Consider the following 18528-nt stretch of genomic DNA (forward strand, 5'->3'; position numbering starts at 1 on the left):
ATCAGGTGTCGCTGTAGTGCCGTTCCCCTGCCGTTCCACTGCATTACAGACCGAGAAGGAGCGAGCGTGCCAACCATGCCGTCACTGCCGAATTGGTCGAACAGCAAATCGACGCAAGCCGATGCGCCCAAGATCCCCGTTCCGGCAGCCCGCGCGATCGTCGACTGCGCGGTCTACGTGGACGGCGTGCGGTTGCCGGGCAAGTACACGCACCGCGCTGCGTTGGCCGAGGTTCGTAGTCGCGACAACGCGTTCGTCTGGGTGGGCATGCACGCTCCCGACGAAGGTCAGATGCAAGATGTAGCAGCAACTTTCGGACTCCACGAGCTGATGGTCGAGGATGCCGTCCATGCACACGAGCGCCCGAAACTCGAACGCTACGACGACGTCATGTTCCTGGTGCTGCGCACGGTCGTCTACGTGCCGCACGAGTCCGTCGCGACGGCGAGCGAGATCGTCGAAACCGGCGAGATCATGGTGTTCGTCGGCCCCGACTTCGTGGTGACCGTCCGGCACGGGGATCACTCCGAACTGGCAAGCGTGCGCAAGTCACTCGAGCAGAACCCCGAGCGCCTCACCATGGGCCCGTTCGCGGTGTTGCACGCGATCACCGACCACGTCGTAGACAGCTATCTCTCCGTCATCCAACTCGTCGAACAGGACGTCGACAGCATGGAAGAATTGGTGTTCAACCCGCGGAACACCGTTGCCGTCGAGCACATCTACCTGCTCAAACGTGAAATCGTCGAACTACGACGCTCGGTCACTCCACTCGGATTGCCACTGCTCCAGCTGACCCAGCCCGCGGGCGGCCTCGTCCCGAAGGAGATCCGGCGATACTTCCGTGACGTACGAGATCACCACACGATCGTGGCCGAACGTATCTCGGAATACGACGAGGTGTTGAGTTCGCTGGTCGACGCCGCACTCGCGAAGATCGCGGTGCAGCAAAACACCGACATGCGCAAGATCTCCGCGTGGGTCGCTATCGCCGCCGTGCCGACCGGCGTTGCCGGTATCTACGGGATGAACTTCGAGAACATGCCGGAACTCGGTTACAAGTACGGCTACCAGTCCATCCTGTTCCTCATCGCGTCGGTGTGTGTCGGCTTGTTCTTTCTCTTCCGTCGCAACAACTGGCTGTGAACCTCGCACGCTGACTCCCTGTACTTGCCACCGTCGCAGGCGGACAATGGATATGGGTACGCATTTTCATTCCGTTCCCGAAATCCATTTTGCGACAAGCAAATTCAGATCCAAGGAGAAGTGGAGGAGCAACCATGCCTACAGTCGAGCAATCCGTGGAGATCGCGTTGCCACCCAAGGACGTCTGGGAGTACATCGCCGTCGCCGAGAACTGGCCCAACTGGGAGAATTCGATGGTCGAGTGCACACAGATCACCGACGGCCCGATGGGCGTGGGAAGCCGCTGGCACGGTGTCTCGCGAATCCTGGGCAAGCGTCTCGAGTGGACATCCGAATTCACCGAGTACGACCCACCGAGATCGTCGAAATCGACGTCCGTCGAAAGTCCGGTCAGCTTCTCGCAGACCACGACCTGCGAAGAAGTCGGTGACGGCACTCGGGTCACCTACCGACTCGACAGCGAAAGCGGCCTGGGAGGAGTATTCGGCAAGATGGCCGACCCGATCGTCACGAAAGCATTTTCACGAACGGTTCGGGTAAGTCTCGAGAACTTGGCGGACATCCTCGTGCACGCCGAATGATCTGACGGACAAAGCGCCAGCGCAGCTAGAGCGAGGCAGCGGAACGGTGCGGATCGCGGATGTCGATCCCCGCCTCGGTCCACGCTTCCCTCAGTGCCTCCGCGCCGCGCAGACGCACCCAGGCGGCTTCGGTACCGGTCAGGGGGACCACACCAAGGAAGCGCACCGGGTCGAACGGCTCCGGCAGCGTCAGGTCTTCGATCCCGCTGTCACCGAGAAGCACCGCCGTGAACGCAGTGTCCTTCCACAGCGGCTCGCCCAGGTCCAACAGTGCGTCCTCGAGCAGCACGACGCCTTCGACGGACGGCGCCGCGGCCAGCACCGCGAGCGTCCTGGCCACACCTGACGCCACACCGGTGCCACCGCGCAGCGTGAGTACCAACTCGGCGCGGGGTCCGCGTGTGGGGTCTGCGACCAGTTCGTTGGGGTCGCCCATCGGATGACGCGAGCACCCCAGTGTGATGTAGCGGACCAGGCCGTCGGGTGATTCGAAACGCAGCACGTCCAGCGGTTCGACACCGAGGAACGTCACTGAGGCCGCGGTGGGGTCCGGCCCCTCGATGCTGCTGACGAGATGGGCCCGGACGGAAGATACGACGCTGTCTGACACTCGTCCATCTAAACACCGTGCCCGCGAGGTTCGCAGCGCAGATACCTCGCGGTGGCGGTAGCGTCGTCGAAATGGTCTCCGTTCTCGCTGTCAGCGACGAGACTGTCGAATTCCTGTGGAGCAGTCAGGTTCGTTCACTCCGAGTCGACGTGATCCTCGGCGCAGGCGATCTGCCGTTTGCGTATCTGGAGTACCTGTCCGATCAGCTGAATGCGCCGTGCGTGTTCGTTCCCGGCAACCACGACGCCGATCTGTCCGGATATTCGAACAAGAGATCCGGTTGGATGCGGGCAGGGATGCCGGCGCAGTGGCCAGGGCCGACCGGCGCAGTCAACGCCGACGGACGCATCGTGACCGTCGCCGGTCTGCGGATCGCCGGCCTCGGCGGTTCCATCCGATACAACACGGGTCCCAATCAGTGGTCCGAGCGCCAGCAGAGCCGACGCGCTCGCTCGCTCACCTGGCGAAACGCCTGGCAATCGCGGCTTCCCGGCGGCCGGGCGGGCGTGGATGTGCTGCTCACCCACAGCCCCGCCCGCGGTGTCGGCGACGCCGAGGATCGGCCACATCGAGGGTTCGAATGCTTCACGCCTTTGATTCACAACCTCGATCCGACGGTGATGGTCCACGGACACATCCACCCGCACGGGCGAACCCCTCTCGATCTGGAGGTAGGCCGGACTATCGTGCTCAATACCGTCGGCTTCACGCTGATGGAGATTTCCCCAGGTACTCCGCCGACGATCGTGAGGCGCCGACATGGCTCGTGACACCGGATTTCCCACAGCCGACGCGGAAAACGACTTCGCTCGTCAGCGTCGACGTGCCGACGTTGCCCGTCTGGTCAGTTGGCTACGACGCGAACCCGACGACGTCAACGCGATCCTGCCGTTCGACGAGGTTGTCGCAGCTCTGGGCAAGGTCGGCGAGAAGTCTCTGGGACTGCAGGTCGTCACCATCGAATCAATAGTCGGAAGTGTCGACCGCACAGGTGATTTCGACAGGTACTTCCGTCCGACGTCCACTCACTCGCGCGCTCGTTGGGAGCGACTTGCGGTGGCGCAAAGACGCGGCGAATCGGTACCACCTGTTCAGTTGTATCGCGTCGGCTCCATGCATTTCGTGATCGACGGGCACCACCGAGTGTCCATTGCGTGTGCGATGCACCAGAAGACAATCGACGCGTACGTCACCGAGATCATCACGCGTATCTCGCCGGAAGGCATCACTCAGCGCGCTGATCTGCTCATCAAGGATCATCGTCGACTCTTCCTCACCCGCGTTCCGCTGCAGGGTTCACAACGCGAAGCCGTCCAGGTCACCGACCCGTGGGAGTACGCCGAACTCAGTGAGTGTGTGGAGGCGTGGGGTTTTCGGCTCATGCAGGAGAAGGGTGAGTTCCTCGGCCGAGACACCGTCGCCCGCCGCTGGTTCGGCGAGGAGTTTCTGCCCGTCGTGCGAATGCTGCGGGGTGCCGACATGTTGCCCGAGCACACCGACGCCGAGGCCTACTTGTGGATCGCCCGGGAGCGGTACCGACTGGTGCGGCGTCACATGTGGAACGACGAGATCGTGGCCGAACTACGCGATCGAGCACCGCGAAAGCACAAGCCCGCTACGTAGCGACAGCGAACCGCACCTCTCGGTTCGGGATCTTCGGGTGCATGAATTTCAGCAACGCACGCGCTTCCTTCTCGATGGATGCGAGCGCGGTCTTCGGTTGCTGCGCAAACAGAGTCGCGCCCAATTCGACCGTCTCCTTGTCCGGCGTCACCGTCGCGAATCCCACCACCTTTCCGCGCACCAGGATGGCGGGCTTGATGATGCCGTTGACGGTGAAGACGCGAGTTCGGTACTGCTCGTCCATGATTCGCGAGCGGTCGGCGTGCGAGAGCAGGATGTTGTCGAACGGAGCAAGGATTCTGACCGGCGGTGTTCCGGAGGTCGGTCGTGGCGCGTCCGGCAGGTCGAACACCTCGGCCCCTTTCGCGTTGACAAAGGTGATCAAGCCGGGACGTAGCCTCTCGAAGACTTCGGCGAGTCTCGTGAGCCCTGACCACGCTTGGGCATCTTTCACACTCGCGGGCCCGAAGGCCGCCAGATAACGAAGCACCATCGCATCCGGATCCGGCGATGAACTCACTTCCGTGCCAAGCCAATTCTCCAAGGTCGTCAGTGCCGGTACTCCGGATCGTCCCCACAGGCCTCGCGGTGGGACCTGCACCATCGGCAGAAGTCCTCGAACGCCGTGCGCCAGCCCCTCGGCCGCGTGGCCGGGAAAGCGCTCTGCCAGTAACGGTCTCATCTGCATCTGAGTGAGCGGCCCGTCCGCTACCAATTCGCGTCCCGCCCGCGCCAGCGCGTCGAGATCCAACCCGGTGAGCGCAGCACGCTGAGTGCTGTTGGTGTGGAGATCGCGTTCCATGATCGTCTGAACCGTGGCCCGGAAGGGACCCGCATCCGCGGCCGAAAGAGCAAAGACCGTGCCCCGCATGGCAACAAGCCGCACCACCTGGCGCTTCTCGACAAGGGTGGAGAGGTCTTCTGCCGCAAAGTTCTTCAGCCGCGCCCACAGCGCCAGGTAGGGCGGGTTCGGCGCCTGGGCCTGCAGACCTGCCAGGTGCTCGATCGCATCCAACGCACTGACCTCGGCCCTCCGCAGCAGGAACTGCCGCGCCAGAGTCGCCAGGTTGAGCTCGCGATCGGTGATCAGTGCAGCCATCGACAACTCCTCAACGATCGTGGTCAGTGGCGGTGACGATCTCGAACGGTATCTCGACTCGCGCGAGGGTTCCGGACTCTTCACCCGGTCCGACCGAGAACGAGCCACCCGCGGCAACAACCCGCAGTTCGTGCGAGAGCAGTCCGATGTGCCCGGCAGCCCGTCGTTCGGCAATCCGATCGGCGCTGATCCCCCGACCGTCGTCCGAGACCACGAGCACCGCACGGTGGTCCAGTCGTGCAAGCTCGATCCGGACGTTCTGCGCGCCGGCATGTTTGACGACGTTGCCCAGAAGCTCTCGGGTGGCGCCGAACAAGACTTCGTCCGCGGACGTGCGTAGATCGTCGTTCCAGCCCGAAGTGTCGACGTCGACCACCACTCCGCCGCGTCCCTGCGCCGAGCGCGCGAGGTCCCCGATCGCGCGGGCAAGGCCCACGTGGACGAGAACTGTGGGATGCAGTTCCGAGACGGACGATCTCAACAGCGTGGTCGCTTCACCGAGCGCTTTTCCGGCTCGCGCCAACGCGACAGGCTCCGCACTGTCTGCCAATTCGTCGAGATCCATCCGCGCGGCGAGAACGTACTGGAGCGCCCCGTCGTGCAATTGCTCGGACAGTTCTGTGCGCTCACGCTGCTCCAGCCCCATGAGTTCGGCCAGAAGGCTGGTGCGATGCCCGACGAGGTGCCCGATGGTCAACACGCGTGATCTTTGAATCCGAGTCAGTCCGATTGCGCCTGCGCCCACTCCGGCCAAGGCCATGGTGCTCAGCAGGATCGACGGCCACGGCTCGGAGTTCGAAGTCATCGTTGCCCAACTGGAAACGAAGAACACCCCGATCGTGCAGGCAACGACGCCGACACACACGTCCGTCCGCAGTTGCGTACACGCAAGAACCGGAATGACGAAGAGCCCGTTGCTCAAGATGTCGGCGGTCCAACTCTGCTCGGCTGCGAGACCGGTCAGCAATGTCAGAGTTGCGAGCACGGCGAGGTCGACGAACAAGCCGAGCCAGATCATCGTCACCGGGCCGGTGCCACCTTTGCGGATCCACAGCGCCACGGCTGCCGACCAGAGGGCATAGGCGCCCAGAATCGCGAAACACCATCCCGCGTCGTTCATCGGCGGGACGAAGATCAGTGTCAGGGCGATGAACAGCACCAGAGCGCCGCGCACCGTCAGTTGGAGGTACGCACCGCGGTAGGCGTGTTCGCGCAAGATCCGCTCGAGGTCCGGGCCGCCGGGCAGGTGCTCGGTTCGTACCGAGGATTCGTTCATCTGTCCTCCTGTGCCGCCCATCCCAGTTCCCTGTGAATGAGCTTCGCACACGAGATTTCACAATCAACCCGCAATACCGTGAATGGCACAGCATTCACCGAACCTCGAAACCACGCAGGAGTGCTCATGATCTCGACCCGAGCAAGCAAGCGCCGCATCGCCACTCGATTTGCCGTCGCCGGCGCCCTGGCAGCGGCGCCGATCGCCGTGGTGGCCGGGACAGCGCAAGCCACCCCGGCCTCCACCCATCACGAACAATTCGGCCGCCTGGTCCCCCTACCCGAACCAGCCGATGCAGCGCCCGGCCCCGAACAGGTACCGCTCCCCTGGGGCGCGACGTATTCGGTCACCTTGCCCGGGTAAAGGTCACAGCAGCAGATTGGCTCCCGTACCGCCGTCGAACACCGCGATCTTGGCGGGATCGAACCAGAGATCGACAGACCTGCCCTGGGCCACCGTGGACTCGGACGAGAGCCTGGCAACCAGTTGACCTCCACCAGCGACGGCCGTTCCCGAATCGGCAGCGAGTTCCTCGAGTTCACGAGAGTTGACGGCGGGGCCACCAGCGAGGAAATACGCGTACTTGTCCGAACCCATCGATTCCAGCACGTCGACGTCGACGGTGAACGTCCCGCCGTGCGGCTTCTGCGCTGCATCGACCAGCGCCACGTCCTCGAAATGCTCCGGTCTGATACCGACCACCACGTCCTTGCCCGAACCGCTGCCCGAGATCTTCGACTGCGCCGCCGCGGGCAGGCGAACATCGCCGATCGGCGTGCTCACACCGTCCGCCGTCAACTGTCCGGGGAAGAAGTTCATGGACGGGGACCCGATGAATCCCGCCACGAACAGATTGTTCGGACGATCGTAGAGTTCCTGCGGCGCACCGATCTGTTGCACGATTCCGCCGCGCAGCACGACTACCCGATCGCCGAGCGTCATCGCCTCGGTCTGGTCGTGGGTCACGTAAATCGTTGTCGTACCGAGTCGCTGCTGCAGACGGGCGATCTCCGTCCTCATCTGCACGCGCAGTTTGGCGTCCAGGTTGGAAAGCGGCTCGTCCATGAGAAACGCCTTCGGGCTGCGCACGATTGCGCGTCCCATCGCGACACGCTGACGCTGACCGCCCGACAGGTTCGCCGGTTTGCGATCGAGATGCTGGGTGAGGTCCAGGACCCGCGCAGCGTCGTCGACCTTGGCGTTGATCTCGTCCTTGGACATCTTCGCCAATGTCAGTGGGAAAGCGATGTTCTGACGCACCGTCATGTGCGGATACAGCGCATACGACTGGAACACCATCGCGATGTCGCGGTCCTTGGGGGCGCGTTCGTTGACGCGTTCACCCGCGATCCGCAACTCACCGGTCGAAATGTCTTCCAGCCCGGCAATCATGTTGAGAGTCGTGGATTTTCCACAACCGGACGGGCCCACGAGAATGATGAATTCTCCGTCGGCGATGGTGATGTCGACATCACTGACCGCCTTGGCTCCGTCCGGGTACAGCTTGGTCACCTTGTCCAGCACGATCTCGGCCACAGGCTTATCCCTTCACTGCGCCGGAAGTAAGCCCGGCCACGATACGACGTTGGAAGAACAGAACAAAGATGATGATCGGAATGGTGATGACCATGGCGGCCGCGGCGATCGACCCGGTGGGCTCCTCGAATTGTGAAGCGCCGGTGAAGTTTGCGATGGCCGCAGGGGCGGTGATGGAGCGTTCGGTCGACGTCAGCGAGATCGCGAACAACAGATCGTTCCAGCAGAAGATGAACACCAGAATGCCCGCCGTGACGATGCCGGGCGCGGCGAGCGGAGCTACCACCTTCCGGAACGCCTGCCCCGGCGTCGCGCCGTCCATCTGCGCCGCCTTCTCGAGTTCCCAAGGAATCTCTTTGAAGAATGCCGAGAGCGTGTAGATCGCCAACGGCAACGCAAAGGTGATGTACGGCAGGATGAGTCCGGCCCAGGTGTCGAAGAGTCCGAGCCGTCGTTCGATGTCGAACAGCGGGCTCACCAATGAAATCTGCGGGAACATCGCGATCAGCAGGGCAACAGCCACCAGCAGCTTCTTGCCCGGAAAATCCAGGCGCGCAATCGCGTAAGCAGCCATGGTTCCGATCACCACGGCGATGACCGTCGAGATGAGTCCGATGCCGATGGAGTTGATCAGAGCACTGGTGAAGGCGCTGGTGTCGAAGATTCCTCGGTAGTTGTCCAGGGTCCACTTCTCCGGAATGAACTTGCCGTCCTTGATGGTTCCGGCGGGCTTGAAGGACAGGCTCGCAATCCACAGGACGGGAACCAACGCGTACAGCAAGACCAGAAGGTTGACGACGGACCAGCTGATCTTGAGTCTGGGAGTCACGGTCATGTCAGCGTCCTTCCGTATCGGATCCGGGAGCCGAAGCACCGAAAAGTTTGATGAAGATAAACGCGATCACTGCCACACACACGAAGATCAGCACGCTGATCGCGGATCCGATACCCAAGTTGAATGCCTTGAACAGATTGTCGTAACCCAGAATCGACACCGACCCGGTGTCGTTCGCTCCCTTCGTCAGCACGTAGATGTTGTCGAAGATGCGGAACGCGTCGAGTGTGCGGAACAGCAGAGCGACGAGGATGGCGGGCTTCATCAGCGGAAGGATGATGCGTACCAACCGGGTCCACGCACCGGCGCCGTCCACCTGAGCCGCCTTGAGGAGGTCGTCGGGCACGAGCGCCAGGCCGGCGAGCAGGAGCAGCGCCATGAACGGCGTCGTCTTCCACACCTCGGCAAGGACGATGATCGCGAGCGACGGGATCTGGTCGGTGAGCGGCGCACTGCCGTCGGGCAGGAGATTGGCGAGGTAGCCGGTCCCCGGCGTCCACGCGTAGTACCAGCTGTATGCCGCCGCAACGGTGACGATGCCGTACGGGATGAGCACAACGGTGCGGACGAGCCCCTTGCCCACGATCGTTCGGTGCATCACCAGTGCGATGGTCAGTCCGAGAACGAACTCGATGACGACCGAGACAACCGTGATCGACGTCGTCACCGCGAACGCTTGCCACCAGTAACCGTCGGTCAGCACCGACACGTAGTTGTCGAACCACACGAACTTTCGTTGATCCGGGAAGCGCAGGTCGTAGCGCTGCAAACTCAGCCACACGGCGTAGACCACCGGATATGCGGTCACCGCGATCATGAGAATCGCGGCCGGGGCCACCAGCCAGAGACCGAGGCGACGCTCGGCCGCCTTTCCGTCGGACATCTTCGTTTTCGCGGAGTGCTTCGGCTCCGGCGATGGCGTCGCGACTGTTGGTGCAGCTCCCGAATTTTCGCTGTCGATCGTCACGGAATCAGCCCCTCGGAATTGACTGCCTTGCGTACCTGCTCGGCAAGATCGTTCACGGTCGATTCCGGATCGATGTTTCCCACAGGGTTCAGCGTGGCAGTGATGAGCGTCGAAATACTCTGATAGGCAGGAGAAACCGGACGAACCGAAGCGGTGTCCAGGCTGTCGCGAACCTCACGCCACGCCGGGTACGCCTCCTGGAACGCCGGGTCGTCGTACAGGCTCTCGAGAGTCGGCGGAACGCCACCGGCTACCGCGTTGTTGCGCTGATTCTCCTCGTTACGCAGACAGGTGAGCGCCTCGAACGCGAGGTCCGGATGCTGGCTGGTCTTGGCCACCGCCACGTTGAAGCCGCCGATCGTGACCTCGGCCGGCTTACCCTCGATCACCGAGGGATACGGAGCGGCAAGGAAATTCCGTTCGCCGTTCACCGTGAGCACCGTGTTTCCGGTGTTCTCACTGGTGACGTTGCCCTTGTCGTCGATGTACGGCAGATCGCCCTTCTCGGCGTTCTCCATGATGCCGGGCAGCACGAACGGCCAGTTGACCTGGAAGGCAGATTTGCCGCTCTCCATGCCCAGTCGCGACGACGCTTCATCCCCCTGCGAGATCGAGGGATCCGCACCCTTGGCGGTAGCGACGCGCTTCATGACGGTCAGCGCCTGCTGGGCAGCATCACCGTCGGCCACCGTCACGGTTGTTCCGTCCGGCCCCACCACCGATCCGCCGGCACTGGCGAGAAGAGTGTTGAACCAGACCATCAATCCTTCGTACTGCTTGCCCTGCACACCGATCCAGCTGGGGCGCCCCTCCGCGGCCAGGCCTTCGGAGATGTCGATCATCTGATCCCAGGTCTGGGGTGGTTGCCCGTCCGGCATCAAATCCTTTCGATACCAGAGCAATTGGGTGTTGGTGTTCAATGGCGCCGCATAGAGCTGGTCCTGCCACTTCGCCGACTCCAGCGGACCCTCGAGCGTCCCGTTGCTGACCTCGGCCGCCACGTCGTCAGGAAGCGGCAATGCCCATCCCGCTTCGGCGAATTCGGCAGTCCACACCACGTCGAGCGTCATCAGATCGAGTGACTTGTCATTGCCGGTCAGACGCCGGGCCAACTGAAGTCGCTGGTCGTCGGCACCCTTGGGCAGAGTTTTCTGCTCGACCCGGTACGCGCCGTTCGACGCCGCCGAACAATTGGCGGCGGCCTCCGCATACTGCTCGGCGCCGTCGGCAGCGGTGTAGAAGGACAGCACCACGCCGTCGTCATTGTCCGATCCGCACGCACTGAGCAAGGGCGCCAACAACAATGTTGCCGCGCCGAGCAGCCCCGCCCGCAATTTCTTCTTCTGTCCCGCCCGCGATCTCTCGTTCTGCCCCGCCCGCGATCTCTTGTTCTGCACAGCCGTCCTCCTCGGGCGGCGAGACGGCGCAGTCGTTACGGCTGGCCGACGCACCACACATCGGCACTTTTGCCGGAGAAGGGACCTATTTCCTTGTCCGGCAAACGGTCACGGGAAGCGAGTACTACCTCGCCCGCGTGTACATAAAGTAACCGAGATCACACAAGTTGGCAGCCCGAGCGAGAATGTCAGATGGCGAGCTTGGCGAGCAGGTCGCGCGCCGACTCCGCCGTCTTGGGCTCACACAGTACGTCGTAACGTCCGGCGACCAACTGCATCGTCGAGGCGAAGTCCCGCTGCCCACGCGTCGCGGCGTACGGAATCGTCGTGGAGATGACACCGAAGATGATGCCGCCCACGATGCCCGCGATCAGCGGAGCGAGGAAACCACCGGTGACGATTCCGAGCACCAGGCCGAAGAAGACACCGAGCCAAGCACCGGAGACGATGCCGCCACCGATCACCTTGGCCCACGTCAACCGACCGAGAACTCGCTCGACCTGCATCAGGTTCACGCCGACGATCGTGACGTCCTGAACCGGGAATTCCTGATCGGAGAGGTAATCGACTGCGCGCTGCGCCTCGGCGTAGGTGGGGTACGACCCGATGGGCCATCCCGAAGGCGGTGTCGGCAACGCTCCACGGCGCGACCCATTCGACGATTGACCGAGCGGATTGGACATGGCTGGCTGCGCTCCTCTTTTCGGGCACGTCATCCACGCGGATGACGCAAGTACATCTACCCCCTATTGTGCCCTTTACAGACCTGATTCGTTCGGCTATGCGAGCGTCAGGCGTGTTCGGGCGGCGTGAATTCCGACGTGCGCGCCATCCCCGCGGCGCGACCCTTGGCCGAAATCACCAGTGCCATCTTGCGACTCGCCTCGTCGATCATCTCGTCGCCGAGCATGACGGCGCCCCGCCCTCCCCCGGCAGCCGAGGTGTGGAACGCGTACGCGTCCAAGATGAGTTCCGCACGGTCGTAATCGGATTGGCGCGGACTGAACACCTCGTTGGCCGCCTCGATCTGCGTGGGGTGCAGAACCCACTTGCCGTCGAAACCGAGCGCTGCCGTTCGCGCAGCCGACCGAGTGAAAGCCTCGACGTCGCGGATCTGCAGGTACGGCCCGTCGATGGCCTGGACGCCGTGCGCCCGCGCGGCCATCAAGATGGTCATCAGGATGTGGTGATACGCGTCACCGCGGTCGTAGCCGTCCGGTTGCTCACCGACGACCAGAGTTCGCATGTTCAAGCTCGCCATGAAGTCGGCCGGGCCGAACACGAGCGCCTCGACGCGGGGACTCGCGGTGGCGATCGCGTCGATGTTGGTCAAGCCGATCGCGTTCTCGATCTGCGGTTCGATCCCGATCCTGCCGACCTCGAGACCGTTGGCCTTTTCGACCTGCGTCAACAACAAATCGAGCGCCTGGACGTGACTCGCATCGGGAACCTTGGGCAGCAGAATGGCGTCCAGATGCGCTCCGGCGCGGCCCACCACCTCCACGACGTCGGCATACGTCCATTCGGTGGTCCAGTCGTTGACCCGGACGACCTTGACCTGTTTGCCCCACCCGTCCTCGGCCAACGCGTCGCCGATCGACTCCCTGGCCGCCTGCTTCGCCAGCGGCGCCACCGCATCTTCGAGGTCGAGAAAGATCTCGTCGGCGGGCAATCCCTTCGCCTTGTCGATCATCTTCCGACTGCTGCCGGGAACTGCCAATACCGATCGACGGGAACGGTTGCGTGAAGTCATTGCGGACTGCCCTTCTCGATTTTCGGTGGCGCCGTTGCAGATTTTGACGCTGGACGAATTAGCCTTGCAATCATGGCAGCAGCAGGCAAGGTATTTGCAGCCAGGCTTGCCGGCCTGGTTGTACTCGGCCCGGACGGCGAATCGATCGGTCGTGTGCGCGACGTCGTCATCACGGTCCGCATCGGACGCCAGCAACCCCGCGTTCTCGGTCTGGTGATCGAAATGTTCACGCGCAAACGCATTTTCGTTCCAATGTTGCGTGTGACAGCAATCGAACCGAGTGCAGTCACCCTCACCACCGGCAACGTCAGTCTGCGGCGCTTCAACCAGCGCCCGGGCGAAGTGCTCGCTCTGGCGCAGGTACTCGATTCGCATGTGCGCGTGGACGACCCGGAACTCGAGGAGCTTCACGGCGTCGACACGATAGTCGTCGATCTCGGAATCGAATCGACGCGGACGCGAGACTGGGTGGTCTCCAAGGTCGCGGTTCGCGGCCATCGCGGACGCCTCGGTCGACGCGCGGCGATTCACATCGTCGACTGGCAGCACGTCGCCGGCCTCACCCAGAGCGACCTCTCACTCCCCGGCCAGGGCGTAGCTCACCTGCTTCTCCAGTACGAAGGCATGCGACCCGCCGATGTGGCCAACGCCATGCGCGAACTGCCGGAGAAGCGCCGCCACGAACTGGCCGTGGCGCTCGACGACGAACGCCTCGCCGACGTCGTGCAGGAACTGCCGGCGGACGACCAGACCGATCTGCTGATGCACCTGGAAGTCGAACGCGCCGCCGATCTACTCGAAGCGATGGATCCCGACGACGCCGCCGACCTGTTGGGCGAGCTGCCCGAAACCGAGGCCGAGTCACTGCTTCAGTTGATGGACCCGCAGGATTCCGAACCTGTTCGACGCCTGCTCGAGCATTCCCCGGACACTGCCGGTGGTCTGATGACGCCCGAACCGGTGGTACTGACGGCCTCGACGACGGTCGCGGAGGCCCTTGCCCGCGCCCGCAACTACGACGTGACCCCGGCGCTGTCGAGCATGGTCTTCGTCGTACGTCCGCCGACGGCGACTCCGACCGGGCGGTATCTCGGCTGCGTCCACTTGCAGAAGCTTCTCCGCGAGCCTCCCGCCAGCCTGGTAGGCGGACTACTCGACACCGACATGCCCCGGTTGGCCCCGGACGACTCGTTGGCGTCGGTCACCCGGTATTTCGCGACGTACAACTTGGTATGCGGGCCGGTCGTGGACGACGAGAACCACCTGATCGGGGCCGTGACGGTCGACGACGTGCTCGATCACCTCCTGCCGGAAGACTGGCGTGAGGATTACTCCGACGACGAGGAACTACTCCGATGAGCGAACGGGCGTCGAGCACGACCGCACGGCAACGACTGGAAACGCCCCGCGGAAGCCGCCGGTTCAATCTCGATTTCGACGTCGAAGCTGTCGGGCGCGTCAGTGAACGCATCGCCCGCTTCCTCGGCACCGGGCGTTATCTCGCAATCCAGACGATCATCGTGATCGTCTGGATCCTGATCAACGTGTTCGCGGTGGCCCTGCAGTGGGACCCGTACCCGTTCATCCTGCTCAACCTGGCCTTCTCCACCCAGGCCGCCTACGCGGCGCCGCTGATCCTGCTGGCCCAGAACCGTCAGGAGAACCGCGACCGGGTCTCGCTCGAGGAGGACCGCTCACGCGCCGAGCAAACCAAGGCGGATACCGAATTCCTCGCCCGAGAACTCGCAGCTCTGCGTATCGCCGTCGGCGAGGTTGCCACCCGCGACTACCTGCGACGGGAGCTCGAGGAGATCAAGTCGATCCTTGCTGCCGACGGCGAACCGACCCCGAAGAAGAAGCACCGTGACTCGAATACTGCGAAACAAAGTCACAACTAGCTGAGCGTTCGCTGAGTTTTGCTGCACGCACCGTGACCGATATGTAACGTAAGTCACAGCAATATGGATATCACGGTGGGTACTCCGGAGCGGGAGCGCCAGCAAAGGGGAATCGTGCGAGTACGCGGAATGATTGCAGCATCCACACTGGTGGGGGGACTGCTCGTCGTCACAGGTCCAGCGGCCCTCACTGCCGGAAGCGCACCGACCGGAGGGTCACAGGTTCCGATCGCACTGGCGGGCTCCGCCTCGATTGCGCAGCCGGACTCTGTCGACTTCCTCCCGACGCCCCGCACGGTCCGAACGCAAAGATCGGCCCCGCCCAGCGATACGGTCGCCGGCGCCCCGGCAGCGCCCAACGCTGCGGCCGTCGTCCTCACCTCTCTGGGCATCCCCGAGATCGTCCTGAACGCGTACCGCTCCGCGGAGCTGGTGATGATGACCGAGGCACCGGGATGCGGAATCCCCTGGCATCTTCTGGCCGGCATCGGACGCATCGAATCCGGTCACGCCAACGGCGGCAAGACGACCTCGGTGGGTACGACGGTCACCCCGATCCTCGGCCCCGTCCTCGACGGACGGCTGGCAGGCAACGAGGTCATTCGGGACACCGACAAGGGCGCAATCGACGGCGACCCCACTCACGACCGCGCCGTCGGGCCGATGCAGTTCATTCCGGCCACCTGGGCCGGATATGCCAGCGACGGCAACGGGGACGGAATCAAGGACCCCAACAACGTCTTCGATGCGGCACTCTCGGCAGCGAAGTACCTCTGCAGCGGCGGACTCAACCTGCGCGATGTCGCCCAGGAGACCAAAGCTGTTCTGCGATACAACAACTCGGCCGCTTACGCAGCAAACGTGATCATGTGGTCGACGGCATACAAGAACGGTGTCATTCCTTCCGGTCAGCTGCCGTACACCTCGGGCATCAACACCGGCAGCTCCGCGATCAACGCCGCCGCCTCGGCAGACTCCGCCGCTTCGGCCGTACTCGCCGCGGCTGCAGCTACCGATCCGGCGGCCGGCGACAAGGAATCAGCGTCGACGACGCCGACCCCGACCACCACTCCCCTCTTCCCGGGTCTGCCGGACATGCCTGCACTCTCACCCGAGATCCAGGCACTGATCCCGCCGGGCGTCATGCCGACCAGCCCCGCTCCGGGACCCAACGCCGCCCGGAACGCAGCTCCCGGTCCGATAATCCCGCTCCCCGTCCTCACCTCACGGGGTCTCGTGTGGCCGATTCTGACGGCCGAGGGATGGCGCTGGCCCGACGACATGTGTGTGATCCTTCCGGACCCCGCAGCCCTCGACGGCTTGCAGGACGGCATCCTTCTGCCGTGCACGATCCCGGGCATGGCAGTGGCCGCCACGGCACCCGCCTCCACCGACGCGGCTCCCGCGGAATCCTCTCCGCCCGCCGCCCCCTCGCCGGAGCCCGCACCGGCACCCGCACCCGCACCGGAGCCCGCTCCGGCCCCGGCTCCGGCATTCGTGCCGTTCTTCCCGGGCCTGCCCGGCATGCCCGCTCTGTAACCGAAAAATCACGAAAGAACAGTGCATATGCCCCAAACTGCCCTTCTAGATCACGGTTGAATAACGGAAACGCAACAAATCAGGTAGCCTCGACTCCGTCAGTTGAACGGAAAACCTCCTCGCGGAGGTTCAGGAGGCATACACAGTGGGTCGGCACAGCAAGAAGACAGATTCGCACATCCGTCGAAATTCGGTCATCGCGCTCACCGGACTCATCCCTATCGGACTCGTCACCGCAGCCAACACGGCCGGCGCCGCTCCCAAGGTCCCGTTCTTCAACACCAGCTCCGCCGAAACGGTGGACACCGCCGCACAAGCCACGCAGGAACCGCAGGCGCAGATTCTGCCCGCCGTCGAAGCAATCGCCGAGCCGGCTCCCGCCCCCGCGCCGGAACCCGCGCCGCTGGCTCCCGTGCAGGCCACTCCCCCGCTCCCCGCGTCCATGGCCGAGGGAGCACTCGGAATCCCGAGCGTGAGCGTCGCCGCCTACCAGAACGCCGAGCGGATCCTCGCCGTCGAGAAGCCCAACTGCAACATGCACTGGACGCTCCTCGCCGGTATCGGCCGCGTCGAATCCGGCCACGCCAACGACGGCAAGGACGCCGACGCGAACGGCAACCTCTACAAGCCCGTGATCGGCCTGCCACTCAACGGCAGCCTGCCTGGCCAGGCCGTCATCATGGACACCGACGGCGGCGCCCTCGACGGCGACACCGTCTACGACCGCGCAGTCGGCCCGATGCAGTTCATCCCGTCCACCTGGAACCAGTACGCCGGCGACGGCAACGGTGACGGAATCGCCGACCCCCAGAACCTTTTCGACTCCGCACTGACCACCGGCAAGTACCTGTGCGACGGCGGGCTCAACATGCAGGACGTCACCCAGGTTGCCTCCGCGATCCACCGCTACAACAACTCGGCGGCCTACGTCGCCAACGTTCTGGCCTGGTCGCTCGGGTACTCCACCGGCATCGTGCCCGCCGCATCGGACCTGCCGCGCATCCACTGACCTACCTGGACTTACCATGGAGTCATGTCTGTACTGACCGAGTCCGACGTTCGCTCCGCGCTCGCGCGAGTTCTGGACCCAGAAATCCGCAAACCCATCACCGAACTGGGGATGGTCAAGGGGATCTCCCTCTCCAGTGACAACAGCGTCGACATCGGCATCTATCTCACGACCGCCGGCTGCCCGATGCGCACCGAGATCACCGAACGCGTCACCAAGGCCGTCGCCGACGTCGCCGGGGTCGGTGCGATCCGCGTCGAACTCGACGTCATGGACGACGCCCAGCGGACCGAGCTCCGCAAGTCGCTTCGCGGCGATTCCGCCGAACCCGTCATCCCGTTCGCCCAGCCGGGTTCACTCACCCGCGTCTACGCCGTAGCCTCCGGCAAGGGTGGCGTCGGAAAGTCCAGTGTGACAGTCAATCTCGCGGCAGCAATGGCCGCGCGCGGACTGTCTGTCGGCGTACTCGACGCGGATATCTACGGTCACTCGATCCCCCGCATGCTCGGCACCGACGCCAAGCCCACTCAGGTCGAGCGCATGATCATGCCGCCGGTTGCACACGACGTGAAGATGATCTCCATCGCGCAGTTCACCCAGGGCAACACTCCTGTCGTCTGGCGCGGACCGATGCTTCACCGCGCACTCCAGCAGTTCCTCGCCGACGTGTTCTGGGGCGATCTGGACGTGCTGCTGCTCGATCTGCCGCCCGGCACCGGTGACATCGCCATCTCGGTGGCTCAGCTCATCCCGAGCGCCGAGATCCTGGTCGTCACCACACCGCAGCAGGCCGCTGCCGAGGTCGCCGAGCGAGCGGGCGCCATCGCCCTGCAGACCCGCCAGCGCGTCGCCGGCGTCGTCGAGAACATGTCGTGGCTCGAACTTCCCGACGGCACCCGCATGGACGTCTTCGGCGAAGGCGGCGGGCAGACCGTCTCCGATCGCCTCACGAAGGCCGTCGGCGCCAAGGTTCCGCTTCTCGGACAGATCCCGCTGGATCCGTCCGTCCGCGAGGCAGGCGACGCCGGGACGCCGATCGTCCTCAGCGCTCCCGATTCACCCGCAGCCATCGCACTCAAGGACATCGCCGACAAGTTGGCCGTCCGTCAGCGCGGGCTGGCCGGAATGTCGCTCGGTATCAACACGGTTCGCAACCTGTAGAACCCCCTCATACGGAAGGGGGGGGGGGGCCCGGGGGGGGGGCGGCCCCCGCGCGGCGGGCGCTGGGGGGGGGGGGGGGGGGGGGCGGGCGGGCGGGG

General features: G+C 64.0%; 19 protein-coding genes. 10 read left to right on the forward strand and 9 right to left on the reverse strand.

What is annotated here, in order from left to right; all coding sequences use genetic code 11:
- The first annotated feature begins 75 nt into the window (after positions 1–75).
- Entirely contained in the window at positions 76–1146 is a 1071-nt protein-coding gene (locus tag M1L53_RS27515; RefSeq protein ID WP_261949321.1) for a magnesium and cobalt transport protein CorA, read from the forward strand.
- A gap of 134 nt (positions 1147–1280) precedes the next feature.
- Positions 1281–1727 carry an SRPBCC family protein gene (locus M1L53_RS27520; protein WP_054187353.1) on the forward strand — a complete coding sequence of 149 codons (447 nt, stop codon included), beginning with the start codon at positions 1281–1283 and terminating at the stop codon, positions 1725–1727.
- A 25-nt stretch (positions 1728–1752) separates the two neighbouring features.
- On the opposite strand, the gene M1L53_RS27525 is transcribed toward M1L53_RS27520, so the two are convergent.
- Positions 1753–2337 (reverse strand): suppressor of fused domain protein, encoded by a 585-nt coding sequence (locus M1L53_RS27525; protein ID WP_054187354.1) that lies wholly within the window; start codon positions 2335–2337, stop codon positions 1753–1755.
- Between the two features lie 71 nt (positions 2338–2408).
- Between M1L53_RS27525 and M1L53_RS27530 the strand changes: the two genes are divergently transcribed.
- Positions 2409–3107, forward strand: a complete 699-nt coding sequence (locus M1L53_RS27530) for a metallophosphoesterase (RefSeq protein ID WP_007736115.1) — start codon at positions 2409–2411, stop codon at positions 3105–3107.
- On the forward strand, positions 3097–3960 hold the full coding sequence (locus M1L53_RS27535; RefSeq protein ID WP_003945080.1) for a hypothetical protein: 864 nt from the start codon (positions 3097–3099) through the stop codon (positions 3958–3960). The genes M1L53_RS27530 and M1L53_RS27535 overlap by 11 nt, the downstream gene beginning before the upstream one ends.
- Here the strand turns inward: M1L53_RS27535 and M1L53_RS27540 are convergent.
- Together M1L53_RS27540 and M1L53_RS27545 are read right to left on the reverse strand one after the other, a co-directional pair.
- A complete protein-coding gene (locus tag M1L53_RS27540) occupies positions 3953–5059 on the reverse strand; it encodes a winged helix DNA-binding domain-containing protein (protein ID WP_054187355.1) in 1107 nt (368 codons plus the stop codon). The genes M1L53_RS27535 and M1L53_RS27540 overlap by 8 nt on opposite strands.
- 10 nt (positions 5060–5069) lie before the next feature.
- The gene (locus M1L53_RS27545) at positions 5070–6335 is read right to left on the reverse strand and encodes a sensor histidine kinase (protein WP_054187364.1); all 1266 of its coding nucleotides are present in this window, start codon (positions 6333–6335) and stop codon (positions 5070–5072) included.
- 126 nt (positions 6336–6461) lie between these two features.
- Between M1L53_RS27545 and M1L53_RS27550 the strand changes: the two genes are divergently transcribed.
- The gene (locus M1L53_RS27550) at positions 6462–6698 is read left to right on the forward strand and encodes a hypothetical protein (protein ID WP_207624637.1); all 237 of its coding nucleotides are present in this window, start codon (positions 6462–6464) and stop codon (positions 6696–6698) included.
- 3 nt (positions 6699–6701) lie between these two features.
- Here M1L53_RS27550 and M1L53_RS27555 read toward each other — a convergent pair whose 3' ends face one another.
- The 6 genes from M1L53_RS27555 to M1L53_RS27580 form a co-directional block, all read right to left on the reverse strand.
- On the reverse strand, positions 6702–7871 hold the full coding sequence (locus M1L53_RS27555; RefSeq protein ID WP_003945069.1) for an ABC transporter ATP-binding protein: 1170 nt from the start codon (positions 7869–7871) through the stop codon (positions 6702–6704).
- Between the two features lie 4 nt (positions 7872–7875).
- Entirely contained in the window at positions 7876–8706 is an 831-nt protein-coding gene (locus tag M1L53_RS27560) for a carbohydrate ABC transporter permease (RefSeq protein ID WP_003945075.1), read from the reverse strand.
- Position 8707: 1 nt separating this feature from the next.
- A complete protein-coding gene (locus tag M1L53_RS27565) occupies positions 8708–9589 on the reverse strand; it encodes a carbohydrate ABC transporter permease (RefSeq protein ID WP_044480569.1) in 882 nt (293 codons plus the stop codon).
- 80 nt (positions 9590–9669) lie between these two features.
- Positions 9670–11007 carry an ABC transporter substrate-binding protein gene (locus M1L53_RS27570; protein WP_037131899.1) on the reverse strand — a complete coding sequence of 446 codons (1338 nt, stop codon included), beginning with the start codon at positions 11005–11007 and terminating at the stop codon, positions 9670–9672.
- A 251-nt stretch (positions 11008–11258) separates the two neighbouring features.
- Positions 11259–11753, reverse strand: a complete 495-nt coding sequence (locus M1L53_RS27575; RefSeq protein ID WP_003945065.1) for a general stress protein — start codon at positions 11751–11753, stop codon at positions 11259–11261.
- Between the two features lie 107 nt (positions 11754–11860).
- A complete protein-coding gene (locus M1L53_RS27580) occupies positions 11861–12823 on the reverse strand; it encodes a CoA ester lyase (RefSeq protein ID WP_054187358.1) in 963 nt (320 codons plus the stop codon).
- 72 nt (positions 12824–12895) lie between these two features.
- Here M1L53_RS27580 and M1L53_RS27585 point away from each other — a divergent pair, with 72 nt between their 5' ends.
- From M1L53_RS27585 to M1L53_RS27605, 5 genes are all read left to right on the forward strand, one after another.
- Positions 12896–14182, forward strand: a complete 1287-nt coding sequence (locus M1L53_RS27585) for a magnesium transporter MgtE N-terminal domain-containing protein (RefSeq protein WP_003945077.1) — start codon at positions 12896–12898, stop codon at positions 14180–14182.
- Positions 14179–14721, forward strand: coding sequence for a DUF1003 domain-containing protein (locus tag M1L53_RS27590; RefSeq protein WP_003945067.1), 543 nt, complete (start codon positions 14179–14181; stop codon positions 14719–14721). Before M1L53_RS27585 ends, M1L53_RS27590 begins: the two co-directional genes overlap by 4 nt.
- 75 nt (positions 14722–14796) lie before the next feature.
- On the forward strand, positions 14797–16260 hold the full coding sequence (locus M1L53_RS27595) for a lytic transglycosylase domain-containing protein (RefSeq protein WP_232319017.1): 1464 nt from the start codon (positions 14797–14799) through the stop codon (positions 16258–16260).
- 145 nt (positions 16261–16405) lie between these two features.
- Positions 16406–17269 (forward strand): lytic transglycosylase domain-containing protein, encoded by an 864-nt coding sequence (locus M1L53_RS27600; RefSeq protein WP_003945171.1) that lies wholly within the window; start codon positions 16406–16408, stop codon positions 17267–17269.
- Between the two features lie 24 nt (positions 17270–17293).
- Positions 17294–18430, forward strand: coding sequence for an Mrp/NBP35 family ATP-binding protein (locus tag M1L53_RS27605; RefSeq protein WP_003945178.1), 1137 nt, complete (start codon positions 17294–17296; stop codon positions 18428–18430).
- Positions 18431–18528: the final 98 nt, after the last annotated feature.

Source organism: Rhodococcus sp. T9N, assembly GCF_024436645.1.
GTDB classification, from domain to species: Bacteria; Actinomycetota; Actinomycetes; order Mycobacteriales; family Mycobacteriaceae; genus Rhodococcus_F; species Rhodococcus_F qingshengii.